This is a genomic window from Salimicrobium humidisoli, from assembly GCF_002295105.1.
GTDB classification, from domain to species: domain Bacteria; phylum Bacillota; class Bacilli; order Bacillales; family Halobacillaceae; genus Salimicrobium; species Salimicrobium humidisoli.
The window spans coordinates 210,929-236,939 of sequence record NZ_NSGH01000001.1 but is presented as its reverse complement, the minus strand read 5'-3'; the positions used below and the strand labels follow the sequence as shown (position 1 = coordinate 236,939).

33 protein-coding genes and 1 pseudogene are annotated in these 26,011 nt (G+C 46.4%); 15 read left to right on the top strand and 19 right to left on the bottom strand.

What is annotated here, in order from left to right:
* Positions 1-36: 36 nt before the first annotated feature.
* The 6 genes from CKW00_RS01185 to CKW00_RS01160 form a co-directional block, all read right to left on the bottom strand.
* Positions 37-1,581, bottom strand: a complete 1,545-nt coding sequence (locus CKW00_RS01185; protein WP_095821008.1) for a long-chain-fatty-acid--CoA ligase — start codon at positions 1,579-1,581, stop codon at positions 37-39.
* A 91-nt stretch (positions 1,582-1,672) separates the two neighbouring features.
* Positions 1,673-2,428 (bottom strand): Cof-type HAD-IIB family hydrolase, encoded by a 756-nt coding sequence (locus tag CKW00_RS01180; RefSeq protein ID WP_095821007.1) that lies wholly within the window; start codon positions 2,426-2,428, stop codon positions 1,673-1,675.
* Between the two features lie 119 nt (positions 2,429-2,547).
* Positions 2,548-3,957: an MBL fold metallo-hydrolase gene (locus tag CKW00_RS01175; protein WP_095821006.1), complete on the bottom strand. Its 1,410-nt coding sequence runs from the start codon at positions 3,955-3,957 to the stop codon at positions 2,548-2,550.
* Between the two features lie 80 nt (positions 3,958-4,037).
* Complete coding sequence (locus tag CKW00_RS01170; RefSeq protein ID WP_095821005.1) at positions 4,038-4,610, bottom strand: redoxin domain-containing protein; 573 nt, start codon at positions 4,608-4,610, stop codon at positions 4,038-4,040.
* The gene (locus CKW00_RS01165; protein ID WP_095821004.1) at positions 4,610-5,374 is read right to left on the bottom strand and encodes a cytochrome c biogenesis CcdA family protein; all 765 of its coding nucleotides are present in this window, start codon (positions 5,372-5,374) and stop codon (positions 4,610-4,612) included. The genes CKW00_RS01170 and CKW00_RS01165 overlap by 1 nt, the downstream gene beginning before the upstream one ends.
* Entirely contained in the window at positions 5,359-5,940 is a 582-nt protein-coding gene (locus CKW00_RS01160; RefSeq protein ID WP_143544213.1) for a hypothetical protein, read from the bottom strand. Before CKW00_RS01160 ends, CKW00_RS01165 begins: the two co-directional genes overlap by 16 nt.
* Before the next feature lie 150 nt (positions 5,941-6,090).
* On the opposite strand from CKW00_RS01160, the gene CKW00_RS01155 reads away from it, so the two are divergent.
* The 8 genes from CKW00_RS01155 to CKW00_RS01120 all read left to right on the top strand — a co-directional run bounded on the left by CKW00_RS01155 (position 6,091) and on the right by CKW00_RS01120 (position 10,670).
* Positions 6,091-6,474, top strand: a complete 384-nt coding sequence (locus tag CKW00_RS01155) for a DUF302 domain-containing protein (RefSeq protein ID WP_095821002.1) — start codon at positions 6,091-6,093, stop codon at positions 6,472-6,474.
* A gap of 202 nt (positions 6,475-6,676) precedes the next feature.
* Positions 6,677-6,934, top strand: a complete 258-nt coding sequence (locus tag CKW00_RS01150) for a metal-sensitive transcriptional regulator (RefSeq protein WP_095821001.1) — start codon at positions 6,677-6,679, stop codon at positions 6,932-6,934.
* Between the two features lie 49 nt (positions 6,935-6,983).
* Entirely contained in the window at positions 6,984-7,469 is a 486-nt protein-coding gene (locus CKW00_RS01145) for a DsrE/DsrF/DrsH-like family protein (protein WP_008589213.1), read from the top strand.
* 19 nt (positions 7,470-7,488) lie between these two features.
* Positions 7,489-7,776: a rhodanese-like domain-containing protein gene (locus CKW00_RS01140; protein ID WP_095821000.1), complete on the top strand. Its 288-nt coding sequence runs from the start codon at positions 7,489-7,491 to the stop codon at positions 7,774-7,776.
* Between the two features lie 18 nt (positions 7,777-7,794).
* Positions 7,795-8,349 (top strand): sulfurtransferase TusA family protein, encoded by a 555-nt coding sequence (locus CKW00_RS01135; protein WP_095820999.1) that lies wholly within the window; start codon positions 7,795-7,797, stop codon positions 8,347-8,349.
* 54 nt (positions 8,350-8,403) lie between these two features.
* Positions 8,404-9,516 (top strand): MBL fold metallo-hydrolase, encoded by a 1,113-nt coding sequence (locus tag CKW00_RS01130; protein ID WP_408640528.1) that lies wholly within the window; start codon positions 8,404-8,406, stop codon positions 9,514-9,516.
* A gap of 62 nt (positions 9,517-9,578) precedes the next feature.
* Positions 9,579-9,809 (top strand): sulfurtransferase TusA family protein, encoded by a 231-nt coding sequence (locus CKW00_RS01125; protein WP_008589205.1) that lies wholly within the window; start codon positions 9,579-9,581, stop codon positions 9,807-9,809.
* A gap of 78 nt (positions 9,810-9,887) precedes the next feature.
* The gene (locus tag CKW00_RS01120; RefSeq protein ID WP_008589203.1) at positions 9,888-10,670 is read left to right on the top strand and encodes a sulfite exporter TauE/SafE family protein; all 783 of its coding nucleotides are present in this window, start codon (positions 9,888-9,890) and stop codon (positions 10,668-10,670) included.
* 50 nt (positions 10,671-10,720) lie between these two features.
* On the opposite strand, the gene CKW00_RS01115 is transcribed toward CKW00_RS01120, so the two are convergent.
* Positions 10,721-12,628: an LTA synthase family protein gene (locus CKW00_RS01115; RefSeq protein WP_095820997.1), complete on the bottom strand. Its 1,908-nt coding sequence runs from the start codon at positions 12,626-12,628 to the stop codon at positions 10,721-10,723.
* A gap of 182 nt (positions 12,629-12,810) precedes the next feature.
* Between CKW00_RS01115 and CKW00_RS01110 the strand changes: the two genes are divergently transcribed.
* A complete protein-coding gene (locus tag CKW00_RS01110) occupies positions 12,811-13,269 on the top strand; it encodes a DinB family protein (RefSeq protein ID WP_233129688.1) in 459 nt (152 codons plus the stop codon).
* A 255-nt stretch (positions 13,270-13,524) separates the two neighbouring features.
* On the opposite strand, the gene CKW00_RS01105 is transcribed toward CKW00_RS01110, so the two are convergent.
* The 7 genes and pseudogenes from CKW00_RS01105 to CKW00_RS01075 all read right to left on the bottom strand — a co-directional run bounded on the left by CKW00_RS01105 (position 13,525) and on the right by CKW00_RS01075 (position 18,886).
* Complete coding sequence (locus CKW00_RS01105; protein ID WP_180962553.1) at positions 13,525-15,183, bottom strand: b(o/a)3-type cytochrome-c oxidase subunit 1; 1,659 nt, start codon at positions 15,181-15,183, stop codon at positions 13,525-13,527.
* A complete protein-coding gene (locus CKW00_RS01100) occupies positions 15,180-15,653 on the bottom strand; it encodes a cytochrome c oxidase subunit II (RefSeq protein WP_095820995.1) in 474 nt (157 codons plus the stop codon). Before CKW00_RS01100 ends, CKW00_RS01105 begins: the two co-directional genes overlap by 4 nt.
* A gap of 12 nt (positions 15,654-15,665) precedes the next feature.
* On the bottom strand, positions 15,666-15,776 hold the full coding sequence (locus CKW00_RS01095; protein WP_095820994.1) for a cytochrome C oxidase subunit II: 111 nt from the start codon (positions 15,774-15,776) through the stop codon (positions 15,666-15,668).
* A gap of 185 nt (positions 15,777-15,961) precedes the next feature.
* Positions 15,962-17,275 (bottom strand): PAS domain-containing sensor histidine kinase, encoded by a 1,314-nt coding sequence (locus tag CKW00_RS01090; RefSeq protein ID WP_095820993.1) that lies wholly within the window; start codon positions 17,273-17,275, stop codon positions 15,962-15,964.
* Complete coding sequence (locus tag CKW00_RS01085; RefSeq protein WP_095820992.1) at positions 17,272-17,676, bottom strand: GAF domain-containing protein; 405 nt, start codon at positions 17,674-17,676, stop codon at positions 17,272-17,274. Before CKW00_RS01085 ends, CKW00_RS01090 begins: the two co-directional genes overlap by 4 nt.
* 12 nt (positions 17,677-17,688) lie before the next feature.
* Positions 17,689-18,345: pseudogene (locus CKW00_RS01080) on the bottom strand (response regulator).
* Positions 18,320-18,886: a hypothetical protein gene (locus tag CKW00_RS01075; RefSeq protein WP_095820991.1), complete on the bottom strand. Its 567-nt coding sequence runs from the start codon at positions 18,884-18,886 to the stop codon at positions 18,320-18,322. Before CKW00_RS01075 ends, CKW00_RS01080 begins: the two are co-directional and overlap by 26 nt.
* 131 nt (positions 18,887-19,017) lie before the next feature.
* Between CKW00_RS01075 and CKW00_RS01070 the strand changes: the two genes are divergently transcribed.
* On the top strand, positions 19,018-19,374 hold the full coding sequence (locus tag CKW00_RS01070) for a DUF488 domain-containing protein (RefSeq protein ID WP_095820990.1): 357 nt from the start codon (positions 19,018-19,020) through the stop codon (positions 19,372-19,374).
* A gap of 29 nt (positions 19,375-19,403) precedes the next feature.
* On the opposite strand, the gene CKW00_RS01065 is transcribed toward CKW00_RS01070, so the two are convergent.
* The 4 genes from CKW00_RS01065 to CKW00_RS01055 form a co-directional block, all read right to left on the bottom strand.
* Positions 19,404-19,970, bottom strand: a complete 567-nt coding sequence (locus CKW00_RS01065; protein ID WP_095820989.1) for a cysteine hydrolase family protein — start codon at positions 19,968-19,970, stop codon at positions 19,404-19,406.
* Positions 19,971-19,975: 5 nt separating this feature from the next.
* Entirely contained in the window at positions 19,976-20,728 is a 753-nt protein-coding gene (gene nadE, locus CKW00_RS01060; protein WP_095820988.1) for an NAD(+) synthase, read from the bottom strand.
* Between the two features lie 216 nt (positions 20,729-20,944).
* Complete coding sequence (locus CKW00_RS13630; RefSeq protein WP_158221258.1) at positions 20,945-21,106, bottom strand: hypothetical protein; 162 nt, start codon at positions 21,104-21,106, stop codon at positions 20,945-20,947.
* A 209-nt stretch (positions 21,107-21,315) separates the two neighbouring features.
* Positions 21,316-22,146 (bottom strand): YihY/virulence factor BrkB family protein, encoded by an 831-nt coding sequence (locus CKW00_RS01055; RefSeq protein ID WP_095820987.1) that lies wholly within the window; start codon positions 22,144-22,146, stop codon positions 21,316-21,318.
* A gap of 155 nt (positions 22,147-22,301) precedes the next feature.
* On the opposite strand from CKW00_RS01055, the gene CKW00_RS01050 reads away from it, so the two are divergent.
* The 5 genes from CKW00_RS01050 (at position 22,302) to CKW00_RS01030 (ending at position 24,667) form a co-directional block, all read left to right on the top strand.
* Entirely contained in the window at positions 22,302-22,727 is a 426-nt protein-coding gene (locus CKW00_RS01050) for a DUF948 domain-containing protein (RefSeq protein ID WP_095820986.1), read from the top strand.
* Positions 22,728-22,741: 14 nt separating this feature from the next.
* Positions 22,742-23,200, top strand: coding sequence for a DUF948 domain-containing protein (locus CKW00_RS01045; RefSeq protein WP_095820985.1), 459 nt, complete (start codon positions 22,742-22,744; stop codon positions 23,198-23,200).
* Positions 23,184-23,447: a hypothetical protein gene (locus CKW00_RS01040; RefSeq protein ID WP_095820984.1), complete on the top strand. Its 264-nt coding sequence runs from the start codon at positions 23,184-23,186 to the stop codon at positions 23,445-23,447. The genes CKW00_RS01045 and CKW00_RS01040 overlap by 17 nt, the downstream gene beginning before the upstream one ends.
* A gap of 3 nt (positions 23,448-23,450) precedes the next feature.
* On the top strand, positions 23,451-23,957 hold the full coding sequence (locus CKW00_RS01035) for a YtxH domain-containing protein (protein WP_095820983.1): 507 nt from the start codon (positions 23,451-23,453) through the stop codon (positions 23,955-23,957).
* A 146-nt stretch (positions 23,958-24,103) separates the two neighbouring features.
* Positions 24,104-24,667: a small multi-drug export protein gene (locus tag CKW00_RS01030; protein ID WP_308409597.1), complete on the top strand. Its 564-nt coding sequence runs from the start codon at positions 24,104-24,106 to the stop codon at positions 24,665-24,667.
* A gap of 81 nt (positions 24,668-24,748) precedes the next feature.
* Here CKW00_RS01030 and CKW00_RS01025 read toward each other — a convergent pair whose 3' ends face one another.
* Positions 24,749-25,903: an FtsW/RodA/SpoVE family cell cycle protein gene (locus tag CKW00_RS01025; RefSeq protein ID WP_095820981.1), complete on the bottom strand. Its 1,155-nt coding sequence runs from the start codon at positions 25,901-25,903 to the stop codon at positions 24,749-24,751.
* Between the last annotated feature and the right edge of the window lie 108 nt (positions 25,904-26,011).

The window sequence follows — 26,011 nt, the reverse complement described above, 5'->3', positions numbered from 1 at the left end:
GGATACCTCCCATGCACCAGGTTCTGTAGCATCGTCTTATTTCGTTTTGACAGCTTCTTCCCGTAATTTGAATTTCTGAAGTTTTCCGCTGGCATTTCTCGGAAGCTCTTCAACAAACTCGTACCGTTTCGGCCGCTTGTACCGGGAAAGCCTATTCCCCGACAAAAGAAATTCATCGATTTCCTGAGCGGTAACCTCCTCTTTTTTCACGATAAAAGCTACGACCTGCTCTCCCCATTTCGCATCCGGCTCCCCTACTACGGCAGCATCTTCGACAGCCGGGTGGTCGCTCAGAGCATCTTCCACTTCCCGGGAATAGATATTCTCTCCTCCGGAAATGATCATATCTTTCACCCGGTCCCGGACCCAGAGGTAGCCTTCCTCGTCCATCATCCCTACATCTCCGGAGTAATACCATCCGTCCCGTATCGACTTCTCTGTCGCTTCCGGTCGTTTATAATATCCTTTCATCATACTCGGCCCGCGCACGATGATTTCACCAAGTTCGCCGGGGGCGCATATGTCGTCGGGGGTCCCGCTCTCCTCATCTTCCGATCTGATGATACGGATTTCCTGATTCACCAGGGGTTTACCGGCCGAACCGGCTTTCTTTATCTGTTCATCCTCCATCTGTACCGTAATGGCAGGACCCATTTCCGTCATCCCATAAGCCTGTACAAGACCGATACCGAGCACGTCATACAACTCTCTCGTAAGGGACGGGGGCATGGGTGCTCCGCCGTAGAGGCCCTGACGCAGCGTGGTTATATCCTCTTTCGTGAATTCCTCCTGAATCATCATGTGCCACATAGTCGGAGCCCCGAACATCGTGGTGATCCCTTCTTCCCTCACCAGCCTTATCGTTTCTTTCGGGTCGTAATGATGCAGAATCGCATTTCCGGCACCTACAAGAATTCTCGGGAAAATCGCACAGTGAAGTTCGGCACAGTGAAACATAGGACCGATGGACAGGCCTTTATCAGCTGCGGTGAGACGCAAGGTCAGAGCCATAGCCATCGCCTGGTCCACCATATCCCTGTGCGTGTGAAGCACGCCTTTCGGTTTCCCTGTCGTGCCCGATGTGTACATGATTGCATACGTGTCGTCTTCGTCGAGCTCCGTTTCCACATTCGTCACTTCGGAAGACAGTTTGCTGTAGAGATACTCCCCTTTCCCGTCTTTCTCATCAATGGACCAGAATTGAACATCTGTCATATCTTCCTGAACGGGATCCACTTGAGGGCTCGTCGCCCGTTCATACACAACCACTTTCGGCTCTGCATCCGCCAGAATAAAAGCGATCTCCTTTTCTGTCAGTCTGAAGTTAATCGGATTAAACACCGCACCCAGCCTGGCACAGGCAAATAACACCGTCATAAACTCCGACGTGTTAAAAAGAACAGTGGATACTACATCCCCTTTTGATATACCGTTATCCTGCAATGTGTGGGCAAATCTGTTCACTTCTTCCTTCCATTCTCCATACGTCCACCTTACATTGATACGTTCATCCGCCAGTCCTTCTCTTTCGGGAAATTTAGCTGCTGTCTGATCGAACATCGACTTCAGTGTCGGTCCCATCTCTCCACCCCTTATCTAAAAATTCAGATTTCTTTCATATTACATATATTCGACAGGGAGGTTGCATTTCCTTCAAAAAAAAGCAGGAGTCTTAAACTCCCGCTTTTGCATCTACTACACGATTTATAACGCTGGCTACTCCGTTCTCCACGTTCGTTTCCGTAACCAGATCCGCTTCCTGTTTCACTTCTTCCTGAGCGTTCCCCATCGCTACACCGATACCCGCTTCTTTAATCATGGCAAGGTCATTCAGACTGTCTCCCACTGCCATCACTTCGTTCAGGGAAAAACCGAGCAAGCCGCTTATTTTATGAAGAGCAGCCGCCTTACTCACTCCGGCCGGGTTGATTTCTATATTTACGGGGCTCGAATTCGTCACTTCAAGCGCAGGGTTGGACGTCACTTCTTTGAGAATGACGTTCCGGACGTCTTCATCCGGCACTTCCAGACCGATTTTCAGCCATTCATACTCTTCGATCGGTTTCTCAAATTTATAATCGGAATCGAAAGCTCCTTCCACCGTGGACGTCCAGAGACGTACGCCATATTCTCTCTGTATTTCCCACAGCCGCTTCACTTCTTCCATGCCGAGTACTTCACGCGTCACCAGATTAAAATCTCCGTCGTATATTTCCCCGCCGTTGACAGTAACGATGTACTCGGAATCCCCGAGCGACCGGACCAGGCTGCGACAGTGACCTATCGGGCGCCCGGTACTCACGATCACGTGGATTCCTGCGTCTTTCGCCCGCTCTATAGCTCTTTTGTTTTCCTCGGATATTTCGGACTCATTTTTCAGAAGTGTGCCGTCCATATCCAGAGCAATCAATCTTATATTATCTTCCATTGTTATTCACGTCCTCTCTACGACTATATTCTAATACATACGCACCCCTTCGTCCACCGGAACGGAGCTTCTCCCCGGCGACCAAAAAAAAGGCCCCGGGCCGGGGACTTTTGGCAGTGTTATGCTTCGATCAGTTTATTGACCTGTTTCTTCCATAGACCGAAACCGCCATCCATATTACGGATATCGGTGATGCCGTTCGCCTGGAGAACACTTGTAGCTATAGCCGAGCGCACGCCGGAGCCGCACTGAACAACGAGCGGACGATCTGACGGCACTTCGTCGATCTTATCCGGTAACTCTCCGAGATAAATGTGAGCGGCACCTTCAATGTGTGCTTCTTCATATTCTTCCTCGGACCGGACGTCGAGCACTTTCGCTTCTCCATTCTCGATCATCGATACCGACTCTTCCGGAGTTACGTTGTGATAGTGCTCCGTACGGTCACTCATAGTGACTGCCTGAGTAGCATCCATATAATGGGTGACATTGTCGATTCCGATCGAGCGGAGGGCTGTCAGAACTTCGTGGTGATCTTTCTCATCGGTAAGGATATAAAGATCCCGGTCGTAATCCACGAGCCATCCGGCCCAGTTAGCGAAGGCTTTGTTGATCGGAATATTAAATGTTCCTTTCACGTGATTCTTCGCAAAACGGGCGGAGTCACGGGTATCGAGAACCTGGACACCGTTATCGATCGCTTCCTCAAGCTCTTTCGGATTATCGATACGTTTCGGATCATTAAGGTCACGTACGATTCCCGGGCCGGATTTGTTCACCTTTTTCATTTCGGCGAAATAAACCGGAGGTGCCGGCTGTTCGTCCGTCAGCTCTCTCACGAACTCATCGGCATCCGTATGACTGAACACCCAGTTTTCTTTCTTTTCATATCCGAGGGTGGACTGTGGCACGGCACCTAGAGACTTACCGCAGGCACTGCCTGCTCCGTGACCTGGCCAGATTTGCAGATAATCCGGAAGTTCACTGAATTTCTGAAGAGATTCAAACATCTGCTGTCCGCCTTTTTCTGCAGTACCTTCAGCTCCTGCAGCTTTATCCAGGAGATCCGGACGACCGACATCGCCGACAAAGAGGAAATCACCGGTGAAGACGCCCATGGCGTTATCCGTTCCGCCGTCTTTCAGAGTGAACGACAGACTCTCCGGTGTGTGACCCGGTGTATGAAGAACGCCGATCGTGACGTTCCCCACTTTCACTTCGTCTCCGTCTTTCAGAAGCTGATGAGGAAGGTGATCGATATTTTCGTACTTCCAGTCGTCATCCCCTTCATCGGAGACGTACAGCACAGCTCCGAGACGCTCTGCCATTTCACGGCCTCCGGAAACGAAATCCGCGTGGATATGAGTTTCAAGGGCACCTTTGATGGTCAAACCGTTCTCGTTCGCTTCTTTGATATAAGGTTCAATCTCGCGTGCAGGGTCGATGACTACTGCCTCACCGGTTGCCTGACAACCGACGAGATAAGACGCCTGCGCCAGATTATCATCATAAAAATGTTTCAGTAGCATAGAAATTGACCTCCTATTGTTATTTTTCACTACCGCACGGGGTATATTAGAGGTATATCCATTCCGGAAAATCATTAAACCTATTTCATTTCTTCGAGCCTCTGTTCCATCAAGTCTTTGTTCATAGCTCCGAGAATCACAGACTGGACTTTCCCTTCCTTATCTATAAACACGGAAGTCGGTACAGGCCCTACCTCATATTTAGCCATCACGTCTGAATTACGATCAAGTAATACAGGAAATGAAAGGTCGAACTCTCCCGCAAACTGACTTACATCATTTCTTGTCGCTTCTGTTTCCGTAAGGTTCACCGCAAGTATTTCAAAATCATCCCTGGAGCTGTACACTTCTTCCATATCCGGCATTTCTGCACGACACGGCGGGCACCATGTGCCCCAGAAGTTCACAATTACCGGGGTTCCCCGATAGTCGGAGAGGCTCATCTCTTTTCCACTTAATGTCGGAAGCGTAAAGCCAGGAGCCGGTTCCCCTTTTTCAAAACTTGAAGAATCCTTCTGGCCATCCGGTCCTTCGGCTGTCATCACTGTATCTCCACTTTCCTGTGTCGCCGTCTCTTCCGGTTCATACAGAAGGTCGTAAAGAGCCCAGCCGAACAATACTACAACGACTGCAATTACAATCCATTTCTTCACTACAATATCCCCCTGAATATAATTGTACCCAGGTTAGAAAGCCAGGTGTCCTGCACCATGCGGAGAAGCATATTGGATATTCTCGTGAGCTGACCCGTATATAGCATTACCCCCATCACCACCATGAGGCTGCCTCCGACTTTCATGAATATCTGGCTGTAGCGTACTACCGCTCTTGCAGAACCAACGAAGAATGAGAAAATCAGAAACGGCAAAGCGAAACCGAGCACATAAAACACGCTGTAAACCATCCCCTGCGTCGGGTTGCTGGCTGCAAGTACGAGAATCGAGCCGAAAATCGGGCCGATACACGGCGTCCATCCGGCTGCAAATCCAAGCCCCGTAAATACGGAACCGGTATACCCGAGGGTCCTCTTCGGCTTAACGGAGAACCTCTTCTCCCGCATCAGCCAGGAGAAGTTGATCCATCCTGCTACGAACAGCCCCATCACGATAATGAAGACGCCGGCGATCCGCTGCAGGAAAACTCCGGAATCCCCGGTGAGTACTCCCTGCATCCATTGGCCGGCAAGCGATGCCCCGAACCCGAGGCTCAGGAAAACCGTTGCCACACCGATGAGGAAGAAAACCGAATGCAGAAGGACTTTTTTCCTTATTTGAGGATTGTTCTGATCCTGTATGTCTTTCACACTCATACCTGTAATATATGATAAATAGGCCGGGAAAATCGGCAGCGTACACGGCGAAAGAAAAGATAAAACACCCGCCCCGAAAGCCAGCCAAAACGTTACGTCCGCTTCCATTTAAATACCCCCCTGTCCATAATGAACACGCCGGCAGCGATTACAAAATAATACCCGGCGTCCACCGGCACCCCCATAATATCAAGTACCGGGACGATCAGACTGACAGCACCCGCAGCAAGCATCACACTTCCTAACAGGGCTGACCAGTAATTCTTCCATAAAAGAATCCCCGCATAGATAATAAACCATATAACGAGTTCATGTAATGCGTTATCTCCCATAATTATTATACTTCCAATATAGTAGAAGAAAAACGAACCCGAAAGAAGAACAGTTATTCCGTACAGTTCGTCTTTGCTCACCTTCAGCCGGAAAGCATGAATAGCCGCGGCGACCGACGCTATGTAGAACTCAAGCGTACCGCTCGGATAACTCAGTACCGTCACCGGGTAATCAAATACCATAGGAAAGGTAGTAACCAGCTTACTGCCGAAAAACACCAGGAAAAACGTAGTCAGCAGGGTCGTTCCCTTTGAAAAGACCTCCTTTTTTCCCTTGATGCCTGTCCGTGCAAACCGGAACACACCTGTGCTTACCAGTAAAGCAGTTAATCTTATAATCAAATATGGAGGCACAAACATAAGCTCCCTCCCTCTCCTTTATACCATAATACTCTTTTCCTTTTGTGAATAATGAATGAACTTCACGTGTTTATTTATATACCTGTGAGGGTACACTTATTTGAGAAATACTACAAAAAGGAGTGATGCTACATGTTCCACTATACAGTAGAAACGGATAAAAACCTCGAAGAAGCGGTAGAAAGTCTTCAGGCAAGCCTTCAGGAAGCGCAGTTCGGCGTACTATGGAACTTCGATGTGAAAGAGACTCTTCAGGGAAAAGGTCTCGACTTCGATACGGATTACCGCATACTTGAAGTATGTAACCCGAAAGAAGCTAAACACATCCTCGAAAAAGATCTCCTCGCAGGCTACTTCCTCCCATGTAAAATGGTCGTATACAACGATCAGGGGCAGATTAAAATCGGTATGCCGAAACCTACGGCCCTTATGGAAATGATCGATGATAAAGAAATCAAAGATGTAGCGGCCGATATTGAAGAACGTCTGAAAGTCTGCATCGATAACGCAGCTTAAAACCTCCTTTTGGGTTTTTCTTTTTCTCCGGAGATCTCAAATAAAATAAGCATATCCTGTTGACAAAATACCTGCAGGGGTATAAGATGCACTTAGTTGATTAAAAGAAATCACCTTACATTCAACAGCAAATTTTTTTCGTTGACAATATACCCCCGTATGTATAAAATAAAAATCATTCTCGCTAAGGGAGGGAAGACAGATGGAATACAGCAACAAAGAAATAAACAGAATAAAACGTCTGGAAGGTCAGCTTCGGGGTGTACTGAAGATGATGGAAGAAGGAAAAGATTGCAAGGACGTTATCACCCAGCTCTCAGCCTCCCGCAGCGCTATCGACCGTTCCATCGGCGTGCTCGTAAGTTCCAATCTCGTAGCATGTGTCAGAGAGGAAGAAAATAAGGAAGATCAGGAAGTTGCAATCAACGAAGCAGTCCAGCTTCTCGTGAAAAGCAGGTAAATTTTTTTCAATAAAATAATACCCCTATAGGTATAAGGAGGAAATAATCATGTCATCCGAAAACAAAAAAACCAACATTATTCTATTCAGTGGAGATTACGATAAGGCAATGGCTGCCTACATCATCGCAAACGGTGCTGCAGCCTATGATCACGATGTGACCATTTTCCACACGTTCTGGGGACTGAACGCCCTGCGTAAGGACGACAAGATGCTCATCGAGAACAAATCAAGACTTGAAAAAATGTTCGGTCGTATGATGCCGCGCGGGGCCAAACGAATGGGCATATCCAAAATGAACTTCGGCGGTTTCGGTCAGAAAATGATCAAAGACGTTATGAAGAAGCACAATGCCATGCCCGTCGAAGACTTGATAGAAATGGCTCAGGAACAGGACATTAACCTGATCGCCTGCACCATGACGATGGATCTTTTAGGGCTCAGAAAAGAAGAACTTCTCGATGATATTGAATACGGCGGCGTTGCTGCTTATATCGGTGAAGGTGAAGACGGAGCCATCAACCTGTTCATTTAAACAATTAGGAGGTATTACTATGAAAACAATTCAGGCACATGAAGTAGAAACGCAGTATAACGATTTGAATGTTATAGATGTCCGGGAAGCGGACGAAGTAGCCGAAGGAAAAATACCCGGAGCTACTCACATCCCTCTCGGGGTATTGGAATACCGGATGAATGAACTGAATAAAAACGAAGCTTACGTTACCGTATGCCGTTCCGGAGGGAGAAGTTCCCAGGCCGCGCGTTTCCTTGAAAACCAGGGGTATGACGTGACCAATATGGAAGGCGGCATGATGAATTACGACGGTAAGACTGAATAAAAACAGGAGGTCATCATTATGAGTATTACAACTGATATGCAATTAGACGCTAAAGGACTTGCGTGCCCTATGCCGATTGTCAAAACGAAAAAAATGATGAAAGATCTCGAGGCAGGTCAGGTACTTGAAATACAAGCTACAGACCAGGGGTCTACAACCGATCTTAAAGCCTGGGCAGATAAATCGGGCCATCAGTACCTCGGCACCAACGAAACGGACGGTATACTTTATCACTACGTCCGCAAGGCAGATGAAGAGAAACCGGAAAAAACCCATCCGAATACAGTAGGAAACGAAGAACTTGAAAACCGTAATGACGATGCAGTGGTTGTGGATGTGAGAGAATCAGCAGAATATGCGTTCGGCCACATTCCGGGAGCCGTTTCCTTACCTCTCGGGGAGCTTGACGAGCGTATGAACGAGATCGATTCCTCTAAAGAAATATATGTCGTGTGCCGTACAGGTAACCGCAGCGATATGGCGGCGCAAAAGCTTACGGAAAACGGCTATGACAAAGTATACAACGTAGTTCCGGGTATGAGTGAATGGTCAAAAGAGACGGAAAAATCCTGAAGATATAATACAGAAATAAACCACAGGGGGGTTATGTAATTGTCACTACAACCAATGAAACCATCTGAACTGGCAACGAAAGCAGTAAATAAAGAAGAACTGTTTATTCTGGACGTAAGGAACGAAGATGCGTTCGAAGACTGGAAAGTAGAAGGGAGCAACTTCGAATATATGAACGTTCCCTACTTCGACCTGATCGACGGGGTAGAGGAAATCATGGATGATCTTCCAAAAGATAAAAACATCCTTGTCGTGTGTGCCAAAGAGGGGTCGTCGGTGATGGTAGGAGAAATGCTTGCCGACGAAGGCCTGGAAGTATCCTATCTTGAAGGCGGTATGAAAGCATGGAGCGAACACCTGGCACCGGTAAAAATAAGAGACCTGACGGATGGCGGTGAACTGTATCAGTTCGTCCGTCTCGGCAAAGGTTGCCTTTCCTATATGGTTCTTTCAGGAGAAGAAGCTGCGGTGATCGATGCGAACCGCATGACTGATATTTATACGGATTTCGCAAGAGAAAAAGAAGTTACCATCAACCATACGATGGACACCCACCTGCACGCTGATCACATTTCCGGAGGTCGCGCTCTCGCCGAAGAGTCGGGCGGTACGTACTGGCTGCCTCCGAAAGACGCAGAAGGGGTAACGTTCGATTTTGAACCTCTTGAAGACGGGAATACCATCAGGGTAGGAGAAACGGACATTGATATCCAGGCGCTATACTCCCCGGGACACACAATAGGCTCCACTTCTTTCGTCATCGACGGGCAGTATTTACTGACAGGGGATATCCTGTTCATCGCCTCTATTGGACGTCCGGATCTTGCCGGGAAAGCGGAAGACTGGGTACAGGATCTCCGCACCACCCTTTATGAAAGATACAAGGAACTCTCTGATAATCTCATCGTTCTTCCGGCCCACTATACGGCTACAGAAGAACTGAACGACGATGGTTCTGTTCAGGAAAAACTCTCGGTTCTTTACAAAGAGAACCACGGGCTGAATATTGAAGATGAAGCCGAATTCAGAAAGACTGTCACGGAAAATCTGCCACCGCAACCGAATGCCTATCAGGAAATACGCGAAACGAATATGGGACAGGTTGCCCCGGACAGTGAAAGGAAACGCGAAATGGAAATCGGTCCGAACCGCTGCGCCGTCCGTTAAAAGCGGACAGCAGCAGAAGCAAGTACAAACTTTCATTATATTATTCAAGGAGGATGTTTAACATGAACGTAACAAAAACACTCGACGCAACAGGACTGGCCTGCCCGATGCCGATCGTCAAAACGAAAAAAGCCATCAAAGATATCGAAACTGGAGAAGTACTGGAGGTACATGCTACGGATCAGGGAGCCAAAAGCGACCTGAGTGCATGGACTAAATCCTCTGGCCACGAGCTTCTGGAAACGGACGAAAGCTCCGAAGTCCTCAAGTTCTGGATTAAAAAAGGGGAGTAACTCTCCTCTGCATCACCTGATTGGGAGGGGACCTTTATTCAAAGGTCCCCTTCTCCATTTGTAAAGGAGGAACCTTATATGGAAATCGGTTTGATCATTACAATATTCCTGATCGGGTTCGCGGGCTCTTATATTTCCGGCATGCTCGGAATCGGCGGATCGATCATCAAATACCCTATGCTTTTATACATCCCTACTCTCGTAGGCTTTACCGCTTTTACCGCTCACGAAGTCTCGGGCATCAGCGCCGTTCAGGTCTTCTTTGCCACTATCGGCGGTGTATGGGCGTACCGGAAAGGGAATTACCTGCACAAAGAACTGATCCTCTACATGGGAGTTTCCGTACTGATCGGAAGTCTGATCGGAGGTTTCGGCTCCCGCCTTCTTCCGGAGGAAGGCATCAATTTCGTATACGGTATCCTTGCTCTCATTGCAGCCGTAATGATGTTCATTCCGAAAAAAGGTCTGGACGACCAGGATTTCAGTACAGTTACATTCAACAAACCGCTTGCCTCCGTACTCGCTCTTGTCGTCGGAATCGGCGCAGGTATCGTCGGAGCTGCAGGGGCTTTCCTGCTCGTGCCTATCATGCTTACCGTCATGAAAATACCGACGAAAATGACGATCGCTTCTTCACTCGCGATCACTCTCATCTCGTCCATCGGCTCCACTATCGGAAAAATCTCGACGGGCCAGGTGGACTATCTCGCTGCCGGTATCATGATTGTGGCCAGCCTTATTGCTGCGCCACTCGGAGCCAAAGCAGGAAAGAAAATGAACACCACTATTCTTCAGGGAATGCTTGCTGTTCTCATACTCGGTACGGCTATCAAAATATGGCTGGATATCTTCGGAATCTGACAGCAACACGAAAAACCCCCTGCAGCAGTCAGCTGCAGGGGGTTCAGTATTTATTCCGAAGACTGGCCGTTCTCTTCCACCAGTCGACTTTCGTCGAGATAGCGGAGAAGATCTCCATAAATGACGGAATCCGACATGCTCAGTTCTTCCTGTGCTCTGTCAAAACCGTCTTCACATGCCTGTTCGGCCGTTACTTTCTCGCCGGTCTCCCGGTCGTAACAGACACCTTCAATTCCTACATATTCCTCGTTCGCAAAGTTTCCGTCACGGTCTGCCACGAAGTCTTTGCGATTTTCATTCAACAGATCCGTACCGAACTGGATCGGATTATCTTCTTCCTCTTCCATGCCAAGGAGATTCATAATCGTCGGTCTCATATCAATCTGACCTCCTACTGTTTCCTTGTTCATGGCCGGAATGTCCTTCCCGTAGATCAGGAACGGCACCCGCTGAAGCTGGAATTGTTCGAATGGTCCTATATCTTTATCAAGATACTGACCCATTGCTTTCTGGTGGTTTTCGGAAATACCGAAGTGATCCCCGTAAATCATCAGTACCGTATTATCGTAAAGCTCCGACTGCTTAAATTCTTCCACGAACTGTTTCAGTGCCTCATCCTGATAACGCATCGTCTGGAAGTAGTTGTTCAGTGTTTTACTGGAAGTGTCTCCCGCTTCAATATACTTAAGTTCTTCAGGAAGCGTAAACGGATAGTGGTTCGTAAGAGTGATCATTTTCGTATAGAATGGTTTGTCCATATCTTTCATCTTATCGAGCGAATCCTGGAAGAAATACTCATCAAGATAACCCCAACCGTGTGATTTCTCTTCCGTTACATTATAGTCTTCCTTCGAATAATATTTGTCGTATCCGAGGGAGTCATACATTACATTCCGGTTCCAGAACGTTTTATCGTTAGCGTGCATCGTCGACGTGGCGTATCCATTTTCACTTAAAATTTCCGGAGTCGCTTCATATTCGTTACCGGAATGAGTGAAGAACACCGCTCCCCTGTTCAACGGATAAAGAGAGTTATCAAGTAAAAACTCAGAGTCCGACGTACGTCCCTGTTTTACCTGATGGTAGAAGTTATTGAAGTAAATTCCCTCTTCTTTCAACTGGTTAAAATAGGGAGTTATTTCCTGCCCGTTGACAGTATTATCAATAGCAAACGTCTGGGTACTCTCAAGAGAAATGAGAATGACGTTTTTTCCTTCCGCCACTCCTTCGAGCTTATCGCTGTCTTCCACGTTCTGTTCGTTCAGATAGTTGATCACAGGAACCAGTTCGTTACTGTCCGCGAAAGTCCGCTTCATCTCCGTACGCCCCTGCAGTGTTATATCATAAACATGATAGTTCAGCAGGCCGATGTACTGCACAAGCATGTTCCTGTCAAAAGTACGTTCCAGAAGATCCGTACGTTCCGTTTCTGCCCACACCAGGTTAATCATGAATACAGGAATAGCTACTACTGCAAGAGCGAACCCTTCCCAGCGTTTCGGCATAAAAGAGACGAAACGATCTTTTCTTAGGTAGAAAAGAAGGAACGCAGCGATTAATACATCCACAAAGAGGAAAATATCCCCGAAAGAGAGAATTTCCTGAATGCTTCCTCCCATGCCGGCGAGATTGGCGACCTGCTCGATCATCGGAAGAGTGATGAAATCGTTATATTCTCTGTAAAACAGTACGTTAATATACAAAAGCGCAGAACCGAGGATGTACGAAATCAGCATCCCTTTCCTTCCTGCGATAAGCAACCCGATACCAAAGATAAGAAGAATACTGCTCAGCGGGTTAAAGGCGAGAATAAAAGCTTCATTCGTATTCTCCACCGGAAGATTGAACACGAACCGCTGGATTACATACATCTTCAGCCAGAACAGTGCAATCACTGCAGCATACGTTCCGAGTTTAGTTTTGTTATTAATAAAAGCATTTTTAATTTTAGTAATCATTGTAAAACCTCCGTTAAGTTTCGCACAACATTATTTTACATCATTTCCTCCCTAAAGTGTATCGAAACATGCTATTTTAAGGAAATCGTCACAATTGAAAACGTTTTAATATTGGAGAAAAGGTTTACACGAAAAGAGAAACAGGAAGAATCACAATGAAAATGACTATAGGAGGTATTACAGTGAGTAACAGAAAAGAAGATTTCCTTGCTACGTTTCGTGCCCATCGTAAGGTGACGAACGATCTGATAGCTCTGATAGACGAGAAGAAACTGGATTTCGCACCTACGGACACATCCATGCCGGTGGGTAAACTCGCAAACCACATTCTGGAGGCGACTTACACGTTCGCCCTACTTGCTAACGATCAGTCTCCTGCCAAGCTTTTCGACGACGATGATAATACGGAACTTAAATCGAAAGCTTCCACTTACACGCAGGAAACAGAAAAACTGATTGCTTCCATGAGCGAGGAAGATTTTGACAAGACTATTGATGTCAGCGATATGCTGGGAGAGAAACTTCCGGCCGAAAAGGTACTGGAAACCGGCATGCACCACGAAATTCATCACAAAGGACAGTTATTCGTCTACGTAAGAGCAATGGGGCACGATGATCTCCCTTCTTACGTTTCCTTATAAGCCATAAATAAAGGCACGTGAGATAAAGCAGGTAATAGATAACATTAAGAGACACAGCAGATTGAACTCTAACCGTCCGGTCTGCTGTGTCTCTTCAATTTTATATTTTATTACGGTTCCCATACTGATTTAAACTGCGCAAAATGTATCGTCTCACTCTTCCGCCAATTCCACTACTATACCAAGTACTATCGTAAGCATGATAACCATCGATATCGTAAAAGCAAACGCAAAAGACATATTTTTTCTCCTTTCCTACCAGGTCCTGAAGCCGCCGGAACCAGGGGGTGCATGCTGAATCATATCTGCAACGGGAATAGTATAAGCTACAGCAATCAGAACAAGAGCTACACCTATCCACACTTTCCAGTTCTCAAGGATCCCCGGCGTCTCCCTCGCATCACTTTCTGCTATAGGAAATGTCTCCTGCGTGGCACTTTCAGCCATGGGAGCGAACCAGGCCAGCTGAACAACTATGAAAATGAGCAGGGAGGCTGAGAGAAAGAGAATGGACCCCCCTACTGCCATCGTCACGTGATTGGAAATGATCCCTTCAAACCAGGCAAGTGCGTCCTCATGCTGATACCCCGTATAAGCTGTACGACGGGGAGCACCAAACAACCCGAGCACATGCTGAGCCGTACTCATCAAAACCATGCCGATCGACCAGGTAATGATCTGAATCAGTGCAAGACGCTGAAGAGCCTTTGTAAAAACACGTTTCGTCAGAAAAGGAATGAGCCAGAACGTTATTCCAAAAAATGTCATGGCTACAGGGGTACCGACCGTAATATGAAAGTGTCCGACCACCCAGAGAGTATTGTGAATCACTTCATTCATCTGAAAACTTGCGTTAATAATTCCTCCGGCTCCTCCGGGGATAAAAAACAACATTGCAATAAAAATGGATGTGAATCTTACATCTTTCCACGGAAGTTTACGGAACCATCCGAACAACCCCTTCCCTCCGAGTTCACGCCCTCTCGTTTCAAATACTGCAAACATGGAGAAGGCCGTCATAAGCGAAGGTACGATTACCATAAACGTGAGTATCGTCTGCAGAAACTTCCAGAAACTGGCGATTCCCGGTTCCGTTAACTGATGGTGAAATCCTACCGGGATAGAGAACAGTATGAATAAGATAAACGATAGTCTGGCCAGAGAATCACTGAAGACTTTTCCACCAATGATTTTCGGAACAATGACATACCATCCGATGTAGGCCGGAAGAAGCCAGAAATAAACGAGCGGATGACCAAAATACCAGAATAATGAGCGGCTCAACTCTACGTTAATACTTTCTTTCCAGCCGAACGCCCATGGGATAAACTGGAACAGGACAGCAGCGACTACTCCGAGACAGGCGATGATCCACAGGATAATGGTAGCGACTGTCATATAAGCAAAAAGCGGACTTTTTTCCCCCTTGTTTTCTTTGCGCCACACTAAGTAATGGCCCGCTAAAGCAAAGCTTTGAACCCAGGTACCAACGACAAACAGCGCCAGGCCTACATAGAAAAAGCCATTTGCCATCATCGGAGCGTAAAAAGTATAAAGAACAGAAGCCTCTCCGCTTACAATCATTACTGTAGCCATCACTGTACCCGTTGCGGTAATAATCAGACCGACCCAGTTCCAAAACACAACTTTCGGCCCGAAAGCCCCTAAAGTTCTGCTCATGCCGGACTGGAAAAAACCGAAGATAAAAAATGTAGTAAATATAAGAGCCAGAAGCACACCGTGAGCTGTTAAAATCTGATAGTAATCCAGCCAGGCAGGTAATTGCAGGGCGTCATTCCGTATGAACACCTGCAGCAAACCGCACAGCGTACCAACAATGAAAGCTGTATAGGCTATACCTAAATTCGTAAGGGCTAACTTTCTTTCCGGATTCGGAATGGATACTGCTGTCACTGGTCCACCACCTCAATTTCCATGCTCATAAAATGATGACCTGATCCGCAATACTCGTTACACACAATCAAATACTTGCCCGGGTCGCGGAACACGTGAGTCTTCTCATTCACCTGACCGGGTACTACCATCATATTTACATTGGTATCTACAATGGAAAAACTGTGAGTTACGTCTTTACTCGTCACTTTGAACGTCACTTTTTCTCCGGCAGGTACCTGAATTTTTCCGGGAGTGTACCCGAAAGCTTCAGCGACTACTGCTACCTCATAACTTCCGTCTTTCTTTTCATGCACACCGGGATTATCAAAAGGAGGGGTGGATTCCAGGTTATCCGGATCCACTTTTTGAAGACCGCCCGCCGGAGTGTGACCCTGATGAAACGCACTGACACCCACAACCGAAAGAAAAATGATAAGTGCTGCAAAACCGAATGTAAGCCAAATTTTTTCATACTTATGTAAATGCATAAACACCCTCCTTTATAAACGACCGATATACAGGGTATATACCCCTATCCACATAGCAACGATAATGAATCCGACAACGAACACGCTGATCAGCGTCCCTTTCAGAGACGACTCTTTTTTCATGCCTGTCCCCCCTTTCTTTTTAATTATAGAAAGAAAGGGTTCAAATAGTTATCGGGGAATCCCCTCATCTTTGTGAAAGTAATCCCCTATAAAATAAAAAAACCCGGAGAAGGGGGGGATGAAAAGTTGTTTCAGCAAATTCCCCCATACATCCAGGTATAAAAAGCGTTCTGATTATGAATTTTTTACATATTTTTCGGGAACGTAGCCTTAACGGTCGTGCCCTCTCCCGGTCTGGAGTAAACAGTGAGTTCGCCACCAGCCGATCGGGCTCTTTCCTGCATGCTGAAGGTCCCTACTCCTTTTTCTGTCCGGCGTTTATCAAAACCTTCCCCATCGTCACGGACGCTCAGGGAAATATAGTCCAGGTTTTCTTCAATTTCAACCTTTACTTCTTCTACTCCTGCGTACTTACGTGCATTCGTCATAGACTCCTGCACAATACGGTAAATCGCGGTTTCCGTCTCCGGGTCCAGACGCGTCGTCAGTGTAGTTCTGAAATTCGTTTCCATACCGTATGCTTCCCGGTGCCTGTTAACAAAAGACCGTATAGCCGGAATCAGGCCGAGCTCGTCGAGCGTTGATGGTCGCAGTTCCCAGGAAATATCGCGGACCTTTTGGATGATACTGCTCACTTCCTCTTCCATGCTGTCAACGAGAGGCGTTGTACCTTCCTGCTGTAACCGCTGGAGGCCGATGAGAAGACTGTAAAGATTCTGACCGATCCCGTCATGTAATTCCCGGGACAGACGTCGCTTCTCTTCTTCCTGTACAGAAAGAATCCTCGTCGCCATTTCTTTCAGTTCCTGTTCGAACTGTTTTCTTGCCGTTATTTCATTCCTGATAGCCAAATACTGATACGGCTTTCCATCCTCTTTCAGAAAAGGGACAATAGTTGTTTCCACCCAGTAGAAACCCCCGTCCTTCGCCCTGTTACAAATTTCTCCGCGCCATACGTTACCGGTACCGATCGTCTTCCATAGTTGTTTAAAAAACTCTTTCGAATGGGTGCCTGAGTTTAAGACACGGTGATCTTTCCCAATCAGTTCTCCCGGTTCGTATTTAGACACTTCGCAAAACTTCCGGTTAACGTATTGTATGCGTCCACGCTGGTCCGTCACTGCCACAATAGAAGATTCGTCAAGAGCATATTTAATGTCAAGAAGCTCTTTTAGCGGCTGATAAAAATCCGGGGCGATGCGGCTCCGCTCCCGGATGTTGCTGAGGGTTACGATGTACATATCGTCTTTTTCGTATACGACCACCAGTACGGGAATCGTTTGCCCGTCGGCAAGCAGAAGGTGTTTATCAAGCAGTACGTTCTTTTCACACTTTTCGAGCTCTTCCTGCGAAAAATCAGGAAACACATCTTCTATATCCGTAACCGAAGAACGAGCCATCTGCCAGGCCTGTTCGTTAGCAAATAACACTGCTCCTGTTTTATCAAATAAAAAAAGACCTTCCTGGATAGATGCGAAAGATGTTATCGGACTTTTCATGACGGTTCTCCTCCTTTCAGCTTCTCTGTTAACAGGTTTCGCCAAAGGCCCCACTGCTTTTCTCCGGGCAGGTCGACCAGCGTTCGATAACCGATCATCATTACGCTCGGAAGGCTGGCGCCTGAAGCGAGAGGAACGAGAAAAAATGATTTCAGGGACTCCGAATACACGAGAGGATCCTCATGAGCTTCTGCATCTGAATAGTAGTACATAGGCGTGCCGGACTGCATCACTTTGCCGACGATACCCAGACCGTACAGAATACGAACGTGCAGGTGTTTATCAGTATTCATGCCGACTGTGTGACTCCACTGGATAGAGGCCTCTTTCTTCTTCCATTCCGCTATCGCCACGACGTCGGCCTGAAGGTTTGTTTTAATTTCCCGGAGTAAGACTTCCACACTCATCGCTCCTTATATTGAATAGCCAAACAGCCCTTTTTTCCACGCATATTCTACCAGCTCCGGTCTCGTCTTCAACTGGAGTTTTTCCATCACGTTCGCTTTGTGTGCTTCCACCGTTTTTACACTGATAATCAGTTTTTCCCCGGTTTCTTTATTGGAATAACCTTTAGCCACCAGAGCAAGAACTTCTTTTTCCCGATCCGAAAGTAAAGAAAAACGATCTCCTTCTTTTCCCTTTTACACCTTCGTCATATACTCTTCCATCAGCCGCTTCGTTGCGGAAGGATAAAGATAGGCATCCCCTTTTGAAACCTGGTGTATCGCTTTGATCAACTCATCGTGAGGAGCATTTTTCAATATACATCCGGAAGCACCCAGCTGAATCGCCCTGAACAAATACTCCTCATCGTCGTGCATAGTCAGAACAAGGACGTTCGTTTCTGGAAACTTATTCTTAATCTCGGACGTTGCGGAAAGTCCATCCTTCCCATGAGGCATCGACAAATCCATAAGTACAAGGTCCGGACGTTGCTCCTCTGTCATGGCGTAGGCTTCGTTCCCCTCCGAGGCTTCACCTGCCACTTCCAGATCCTCCTGTGCCTCCAGCAGCATACGCAGCCCTGAACGCACTACGGCATGATCATCCACAATTAGTATTGAAATCATGAGGCCCCTCCTCTCTCTTCACTATCCAGGCGACGGTGCTCTCCTTTTCCTGGACGGACACCCCGACGCCCGCAAAGACAGCGAATTTTTTTAAAAAATCTTCTTTCATGCTTCTCTGCGATTCTTTTTCATATAATAATAGCAAACTATTACCTTCAACAAAAACTCTTATTTCTTCCGTTCCGCCTTCGCTGACGACGAACTGTATCAGTTTCTGAAGAAAACGGAATATTATAGGATTGTCCTCATTCCAGACGTGACAAGAAGTTTCCTCGAATATAATACGGATACCGTTCCGTTTCCCAAGTTGGTTTGCGTAAGTCTTCCACGCGCGGTACACCCCCAGCTTTCTGAGAGATACAGGGGAATAATACGAAGACCGCTCACGCATATCTTCAATGATATAGGATATAAGCGAAGCATCTTCCTCGTCCATCTTCCACTTGAGGCCGGTCAGCAATTGACTATAACGCTCATGCAAATCAAAGGATGCTTCTTCGAGAAGCTGTTCGTAAAAATTATGAATGGATACATCAGGCATCTGCTTCCCCTCCTTCTTCTATTCTATATTTACGTGTAAGTTTCGGGAATCGGGGAAAACCCCTAATATAGAACACAGAAACCCCTGTAACAGGAAGAAACATTCAATTATTGACGAAAAGGAGAATGTCCATGTCTGTTGTACTGCAAAGAATTTATGAAGAAGATTCGAAACTCGGCGGCTACCGGGTGCTCATTGACGGAATATGGCCGCGGGGGATCTCCAAAGAAGATGCCGGCCTGGATGAGTGGGCGAAAACGTTGGCTCCCTCCTCTTCCCTGCGGAAATGGTTCAATCATGAGAAGGAAAAATTTGAAGAGTTCCGCTCTTCTTATAAACAGGAACTTCAAAACGGGGATCATCAGGAAGAACTCCAACGACTGAAAGAAAAAAGTGACGGGGGAAGAGTTGTGCTTTTATATGGAACGAAAGAAAAAGAATATAATCACGCTGTCGTGATGAAAGAAATCCTTGAAAGTAAAAAATGAAGGCTGCCGGCGAACCGGAAGCCTTCATTTTATTTATCTTTCCCATCAACAAACTCTTTTACAGTGAAATCTTTTGTAGACGTAATATCCGCCTGCAGGGAGCGCTTTATAATTCTTAACGCATTATCGTTATCTTCTTTGTATTCGGAAGCAGAAACATTTTCCGGCACCCATAAGTGATAGCCGCGCATATAGGCATCGTTCGCGGTGAACAGCGTACAGATGTCTCCCGCGATACCGCTGATGATGAGCTGCTCGATTCCGAGCTGCCGAAGCAGAATATCAAGCTGTGTCCCATAGAAGCCGGAATGTTTCGGTTTCAGTATAAAGTACTCGTCTCTTGCCGGCTCCAGTTCTTCTATCACAGGGCGACCGATCCCTTTTTTCACATCTTTGATCAGGTCCTCCACGTGATCCTGCCACAGGCCGAAGTTGTCATTGACATAGATGACCGGGACGTCGTTGTCCTTAGCTTCCTGTTTCAGTGCCTTCACATCGGGCACGATTTCTTTCGTATTTTGAAGAAGATTCTCTCCCCCGTCGAAATCCATGCTGTTGATGAAATCGATCAGTAATAACGCTGTTTTATTGCTCATGACAGTTACTCTCCTTGTGGAGCCTCAGGCGGGACAGCAGGCATAAGACGCTTGTGTTTACTTTTCTCGTGAAGCCCCTCGATAATTTGTTTGTCTTTCTCATCAATCGTTTCTCCGCGCAGATAAGCATCTATCGTGTCATAAGATACTCCGAGCTCATCCTCATCCGTCTGACCTTCCCAAAGTTCAGCACTCGGCGGTCTTTCAATGACGGACTCCGGTACTTCAAGGTATCTTGCCATTTCCCTTACCTGCTGCTTGGTAAGGTGAGAGAGAGGTTCAATATCCGCCGCACCGTCCCCGAATTTCGTAAAGTATCCGGTATACGTCTCGGGAGCATTTCCGGTACCGATCACTAAGTAGTTGTAATTGGCAGCTACAGCGTACAATGTGCTCATTCTTAAACGGGCTTTAAGATTGGCACCGCCCAGCTGTTCATTGTCTTCCACCCACTCCCCGTGACTCTCGATGTTTTCTTTAATATCTTTAAAAAGTTTTTCGTACGACTCGGTCAGGTTTATCCCGAGGTAAAAAAGATTCGCTTTCTTAACGGTTTCCACCGCTTCCTTCTGATCTTCCACTTCCTGTCCGACCGGCATAATCACTCCGAGAGAGTTGTCAGGAAAAGCCCGCTTAATGAGATTCACGACTACAGCTGAATCAAGGCCGCCGCTCACTCCCACTGCAGCACCTTTAGCGTTGGCGTCTTTGATTTTACTCTGCAGCCACTCTGTTAAATAATCCACGTACTCCTTCATTAAAACTTCCACCTTCCTCTGTAATATTCTGTTAGAAAGATACCCATTCCAAGGCAGATTGAAACAATCCCTTTTCACTTCCTGCCTCATCAGGAGGTCTCTATAATAATAAAACAAAACCCTTCCCGTTAAAAATATCGGAAAGGGCTTATTTATGGGAAGTTCCGGTTCAAGGTAACTGTTCCGGTTCTTCTTCGTATTTTTCGGGAGTGGGGTTTACCGGGAACCCGTCTCAAAAACCGGCTGCTGAAGAGGTTCCTGAGGAAGACGATTTCTATCCGTACGGTTCTTCATGCGGGTCATGAACTCATTACCAGCTGCCAGCACTACGAACGTCGAAAATACAGTGAACAAAATTATGAAAAGAGATGTAACCATCGTCTCTTCCTCCTTTACAAACAGAATTATTTATCATATCCATGTATATAATATCAAATTCCCTCATGAAGTAAAGTTAAAAAACTGTATTCTCAAAAAAACTTTCATTTTCTTATATATCCTGTCACATACTCGTGATATTTTCACAGGGTAAAGTATTATCTGCATACATTTTCTCCATATAAAAAGACCGGGGGGCCCCGGTCTGCTTATCCATGTTTCGACTGTCTGTGTCTGCTGGTGATAACGTTGATCTCCGCTCCGACCATTAGGATGATGCCTGTAAGGAAGAACCACAGCATCAGTATAATGATACCTCCAAGGCTTCCGTACGTAGCAGAGTAATTACCGAAATTACTGATATAAAAAGAGAACAGCAGGGAAATCAGCTGCCACAACACGGCTGTGGCCAATGCTCCCGGTATAATGCTTTTGAATGGAATCTTTTCGTTGGGAGCGATGTGATAAAGAGCCATAAGTACTCCGGCCATGACGACGATGGAGATGACCCACCTGAGTACCTGAAATAAAATGACCGTGGAGTCCGGAAGCCGGAGAAGATCTGTTACGAAAGTAATGATCACATCACCGAAAACAGGAAGCATGATCGCCACGACAATCGCTACAATCATTCCGAGTGTCAGAGCTATGGAGATTAGTCTTACTTTAATGAAAGATCTCGTCTCTTCCACGTTATAAGCTATGTTCGCTGCTTTAATAAAGGCGTTGACTCCGTTCGATGCCGACCACAGGGTACCGAGAATACCTATTGTGAGCAGGCCGCCGCTTGGTTTCTCCACTACACTCACGACATTTTCCCTGATCATACTCGCAGTATCCCCCGGGACATTGTTGGAAATGAAACTCATAACCCGCTCAGTATCTATCGAAAAATAAGGTAATAAAGACAATATAAGTATGACCATCGGGAATATGGCTAAAAGATAATAATAAGCCTGGGAAGAGGCGAGAACGGGTACGTCGTCATTCTGAAACTCTTCCACGAGTTCTTTACCGAACTTTTTCAATTTTTTGAACACTTCACTTCCTCCTTTAATAACATTTCACTTCTTCCCCCTTTCCCCATCCCGGGGTTCGATTAACCGATTTTTTTAAGAAAAACTTCCCTTCTAATGAGTTTCAAAAGTATTTTTTAGTGGTATGATAGGAAAAGAAGTCGAAGGAGGTGGATCCATTGTCATTTGTTTCCATAAGTTTATTAATTATCGCATTATCTTTTGCGTTGATCGTGATTTTCCTGGTTAAAACCATGAAAGCAGCAACTGACATTTTAAACAATGTTTCCAGCACGCTGGATACGGTGGAGAAACAGGTGGAGGGTATGACTACCCAAACCGAGGATCTCGTAAGAAAAACGAACGGACTGGTAGACGATGTGCAGCATAAAAGCGAATCGATCGATCCGGTTTTCGAGTCTCTACATAGCGTCAGCTCTTCTGTAGGGAACGTAAATGATTCAATAGAGAATCTGACTCGTCACGTATCACACGCATCCGACCGCAGTTCGGAACAGGTTGCCCAGGCGATGAAATGGGGAGATGCTATTCTCGAATTATATTCCAAGTATCGCCGCATTCGTCCGAAACAGAACACAAAATAAGAAAGGGGTAGACTATGGATTTCTTAGGGATTGGTGTATTAATTATAGGAATAGCTTTTGCGATTATAGCTATATTTTTAGTTAGAACTTTGAACAATCTGGCCAGTGTACTGAAAGGAGTGGACCGCACAGTCGACGAACTTCCTTCCCAGCTGGACACAGTAATGAGCGAAACGACCGACATACTGAAAAACAGTAACGATGCTCTTGCAGACGTTAACGAAAAACTGCGTGCCCTCAGTCCGCTGTTTTATATAGTCGGCGATGTGGGAGAATCCTCCCGTAAGCTTACTTCGTCTCTTGTCGACGTCACGTACGCTCTGAAGAAGAATACTTCCGAAGGCGAAGAAAAAGTCGGAGAACAGGGATGGAACGGGCTCTATGGTGCGATGGCTCTTTCTTATTATCTCGTGCAGAAGAGAAAAGCATTGAAAGATAATCTTCCGGAGCAGACCGATGGCACAGGACAATAACCTCGAAACAGGGCTCACCGGTCTCGGTTTTGCTCTTGGTGCCGTTGGCGGTTTCTTCCTTTACCGGGACACCCGGTTCCACAAGCAGCAGTCGCACCGCCGCCTGAAAAAAGAACGGAAAAGTATAGAGCGGTATGAAGAGGGTTCAGACGTATATCACTCCATCGAAGCCGATAAACTTCAGTTGAGACAGGAAGCTGCACGTGCTGCCCGTTACGAAAACAATCTGACACAGAAAGAGGGATAAACAATGGGACAAAATTATGATTACAGCCAGAATAATAAAAGAAGAGGTAACAAACTTCCTTTCGCTATGGTTTCCGGAGCGCTGGTAGGCGCAGTTGTAGTTCTCGCTTCAGATTCTGAAGAGCGTAAACGTGTCAAATCCGGATCTTCCAACGCGAAGAATAAGATCTCAAGCTACGCTAACCGCGTAAAAGAAGACCCGCAGGGCGTTAAAGATGACTGGCTCGGCCGTATTCAGCGGGCTGCCTCCATCACGAAAGAAGCTGTGCAGAAGATTCAGGAAATCCTGGATGAACAGGGCAACCAGCTTAAAGAAAGTGCACAGGACATCCAGAACGAATCCAAAGAGATGATAGAGACAGCCAAAGATGCAGGAGACGAACTTCAATCCGTCGGAGAAAAAGCCAGCGAAGCAAAAGAAGAACTTTCAAGCAGCGAAAGTTCCGATCACACCAACACTTCCGACAGCACGGATGATAACGTAACTGACATCAACGATAAAAAACAATAATGCATAAAGGCACGACCAATGGACGGGTAGCAGGAATCAGGGTTCTGATTCCTGCTACCCTTTTTTAGACTTATGCATCAATCGCCTGATCAGGTGCAGTATTAAATCGACCATCTCCGGAAACTGCAGTTTCTCCCCTTTGGCGAATGAGGGAGAAAAAAACCGGCAGCCGGGCGGAAGGTTTGACCCACTGCCTCCCGATCGCTTATATTTTAATATCCAATCGTTACAAAGGGGGGACGGGAGTGCTTTTATACAAATATCTGCTTATTTTCCTTGGTGCTGCCACTCCCTGGCTTGAAGTGCTTGTCGTAGTACCACTCGGCATTGTGTGGGGGCTCTCTCCCACACTCGTGATGGTCGTCGGCTTTATAGGAAATATGGTTACCGTTATACCGGTGATCCTTTTGTTTGATAAATTAAAGGCATGGTATGTACGACGCCGGGAAGAAAAAGGTCGCTCTTCAAACAGGAGTGTGCGGGCTGTACGCCTGTTTCAAAAATACGGAGTGATCGGTTTCGCTCTCCTCGGCCCGATTCTTATAGGCACTCACATTTCGGCCTTTATTGGCATGGCTATGGGAGCTACTAAAAGGCGGATGCTCATATGGATGGGAGTCAGTATCGCTCTCTGGGTACTGATTGTCGGTCTCCTGACTGCATTCGGATTCGACTTTTTTGTTCAGGATACTAAAGCGGCTCACCTTTAATTTCAGTTATCTATTAAAAAGAGGCATGACTTCCTGGCGGAGTCATGCCTCTTTTTGTAAGCAGATTCGACTGTGATTTCTTCAGTGGTCCCCGAACATGTACGTACGATGATGGAAAGTGACGGCAAAAGCGAAGCCCATGGCCATGAGAGTCGCCAGCAGAGAACTCCCTCCGTAACTGATGAATGGCAGGGGGATCCCTGTAATCGGCAAGAGCTGAATAGACATGCCGATATTCTGAAAAACGTGGAAAGTGATCATCACTATAATGCCGACAAGTACGTATGAACTGAATTCGGAATTCGCGCGCTGGGCAATAAAAGTAAGTCTGTAAATAAGCAGAAAGAACAGAAGCAGCACGACACACGAGCCAAGAAAACCGTACTCCTCCCCTATAATACTGAAAATGAAATCCGTCTGACTCTCCGGCATATACACTTCCCGTTCCCCCGTGCCTTTTCCGTACAACTGTCCTGATCCGATAGCACGCATTGCTTTCACCAGCTGATAGCCGGAAGAATCCTCGTATTTAAGCGGTTGGAGCCAGGAGTAGATACGTCCGAAATGATATTCCTTAACTCCAAGATACTTCTCGAGAAACTGCGGCGCCTGAAGAGCCAGCAAAATAATAGTGGTGCCAAGCACAGCGATGCCCGAGTAGATCGGTACAATCACTCTCCAGCGTATTCCCGAGATGAGAATCATACCTGCCATTATTGCGATGAACACAAGCGAAGTCCCGAGATCGGGCTGCTGCATAATCAGAAGAAGAGGCAGCGCGGTCACACCGATAATTTTTACAAGCAGTACGACATCCGAAGTAAAAGCTTTTCCCTGAAAGCGCCCGTTATGCCTGGATATAATGTTCGCGAGCATCATTATCGTGAAGATCTTCATGAATTCCGATGGCTGGATAGAGAGCCCCGGCAGGGCAAACCAGCTTTTCTGTCCTTTAATGACCGGCGCAATCGAAGAAGGTGCCAGAATAAGTGCAATAAGCAGAAGCAGACCGAAAATGTATAAATACACACTCGCTTTCTGGTAAAGTTCAGGATCGAAATTCATCATGACAGCGATGACGAAAAAACCAAGCCCGTAGAACACCAGTTGTCTCGTGACGAAAGGGTCGTTATACTGTTCACTCTGCTGGGCACTATATAAAGCGATACAACTGACAACTATAAATGCCAGAATTGAAAAAAACAGCTGCCAGTCAAATCGTTCTTCCCATCTCACACGCTAACTTCCTCTCTGAAACCGTATTTCTTTAATTAATATTATAACGTTAATCCAAAAGTTAGGAAAGCGGAAGCTCGGAAACGTGTTTTCCTATCTCATGAAAAA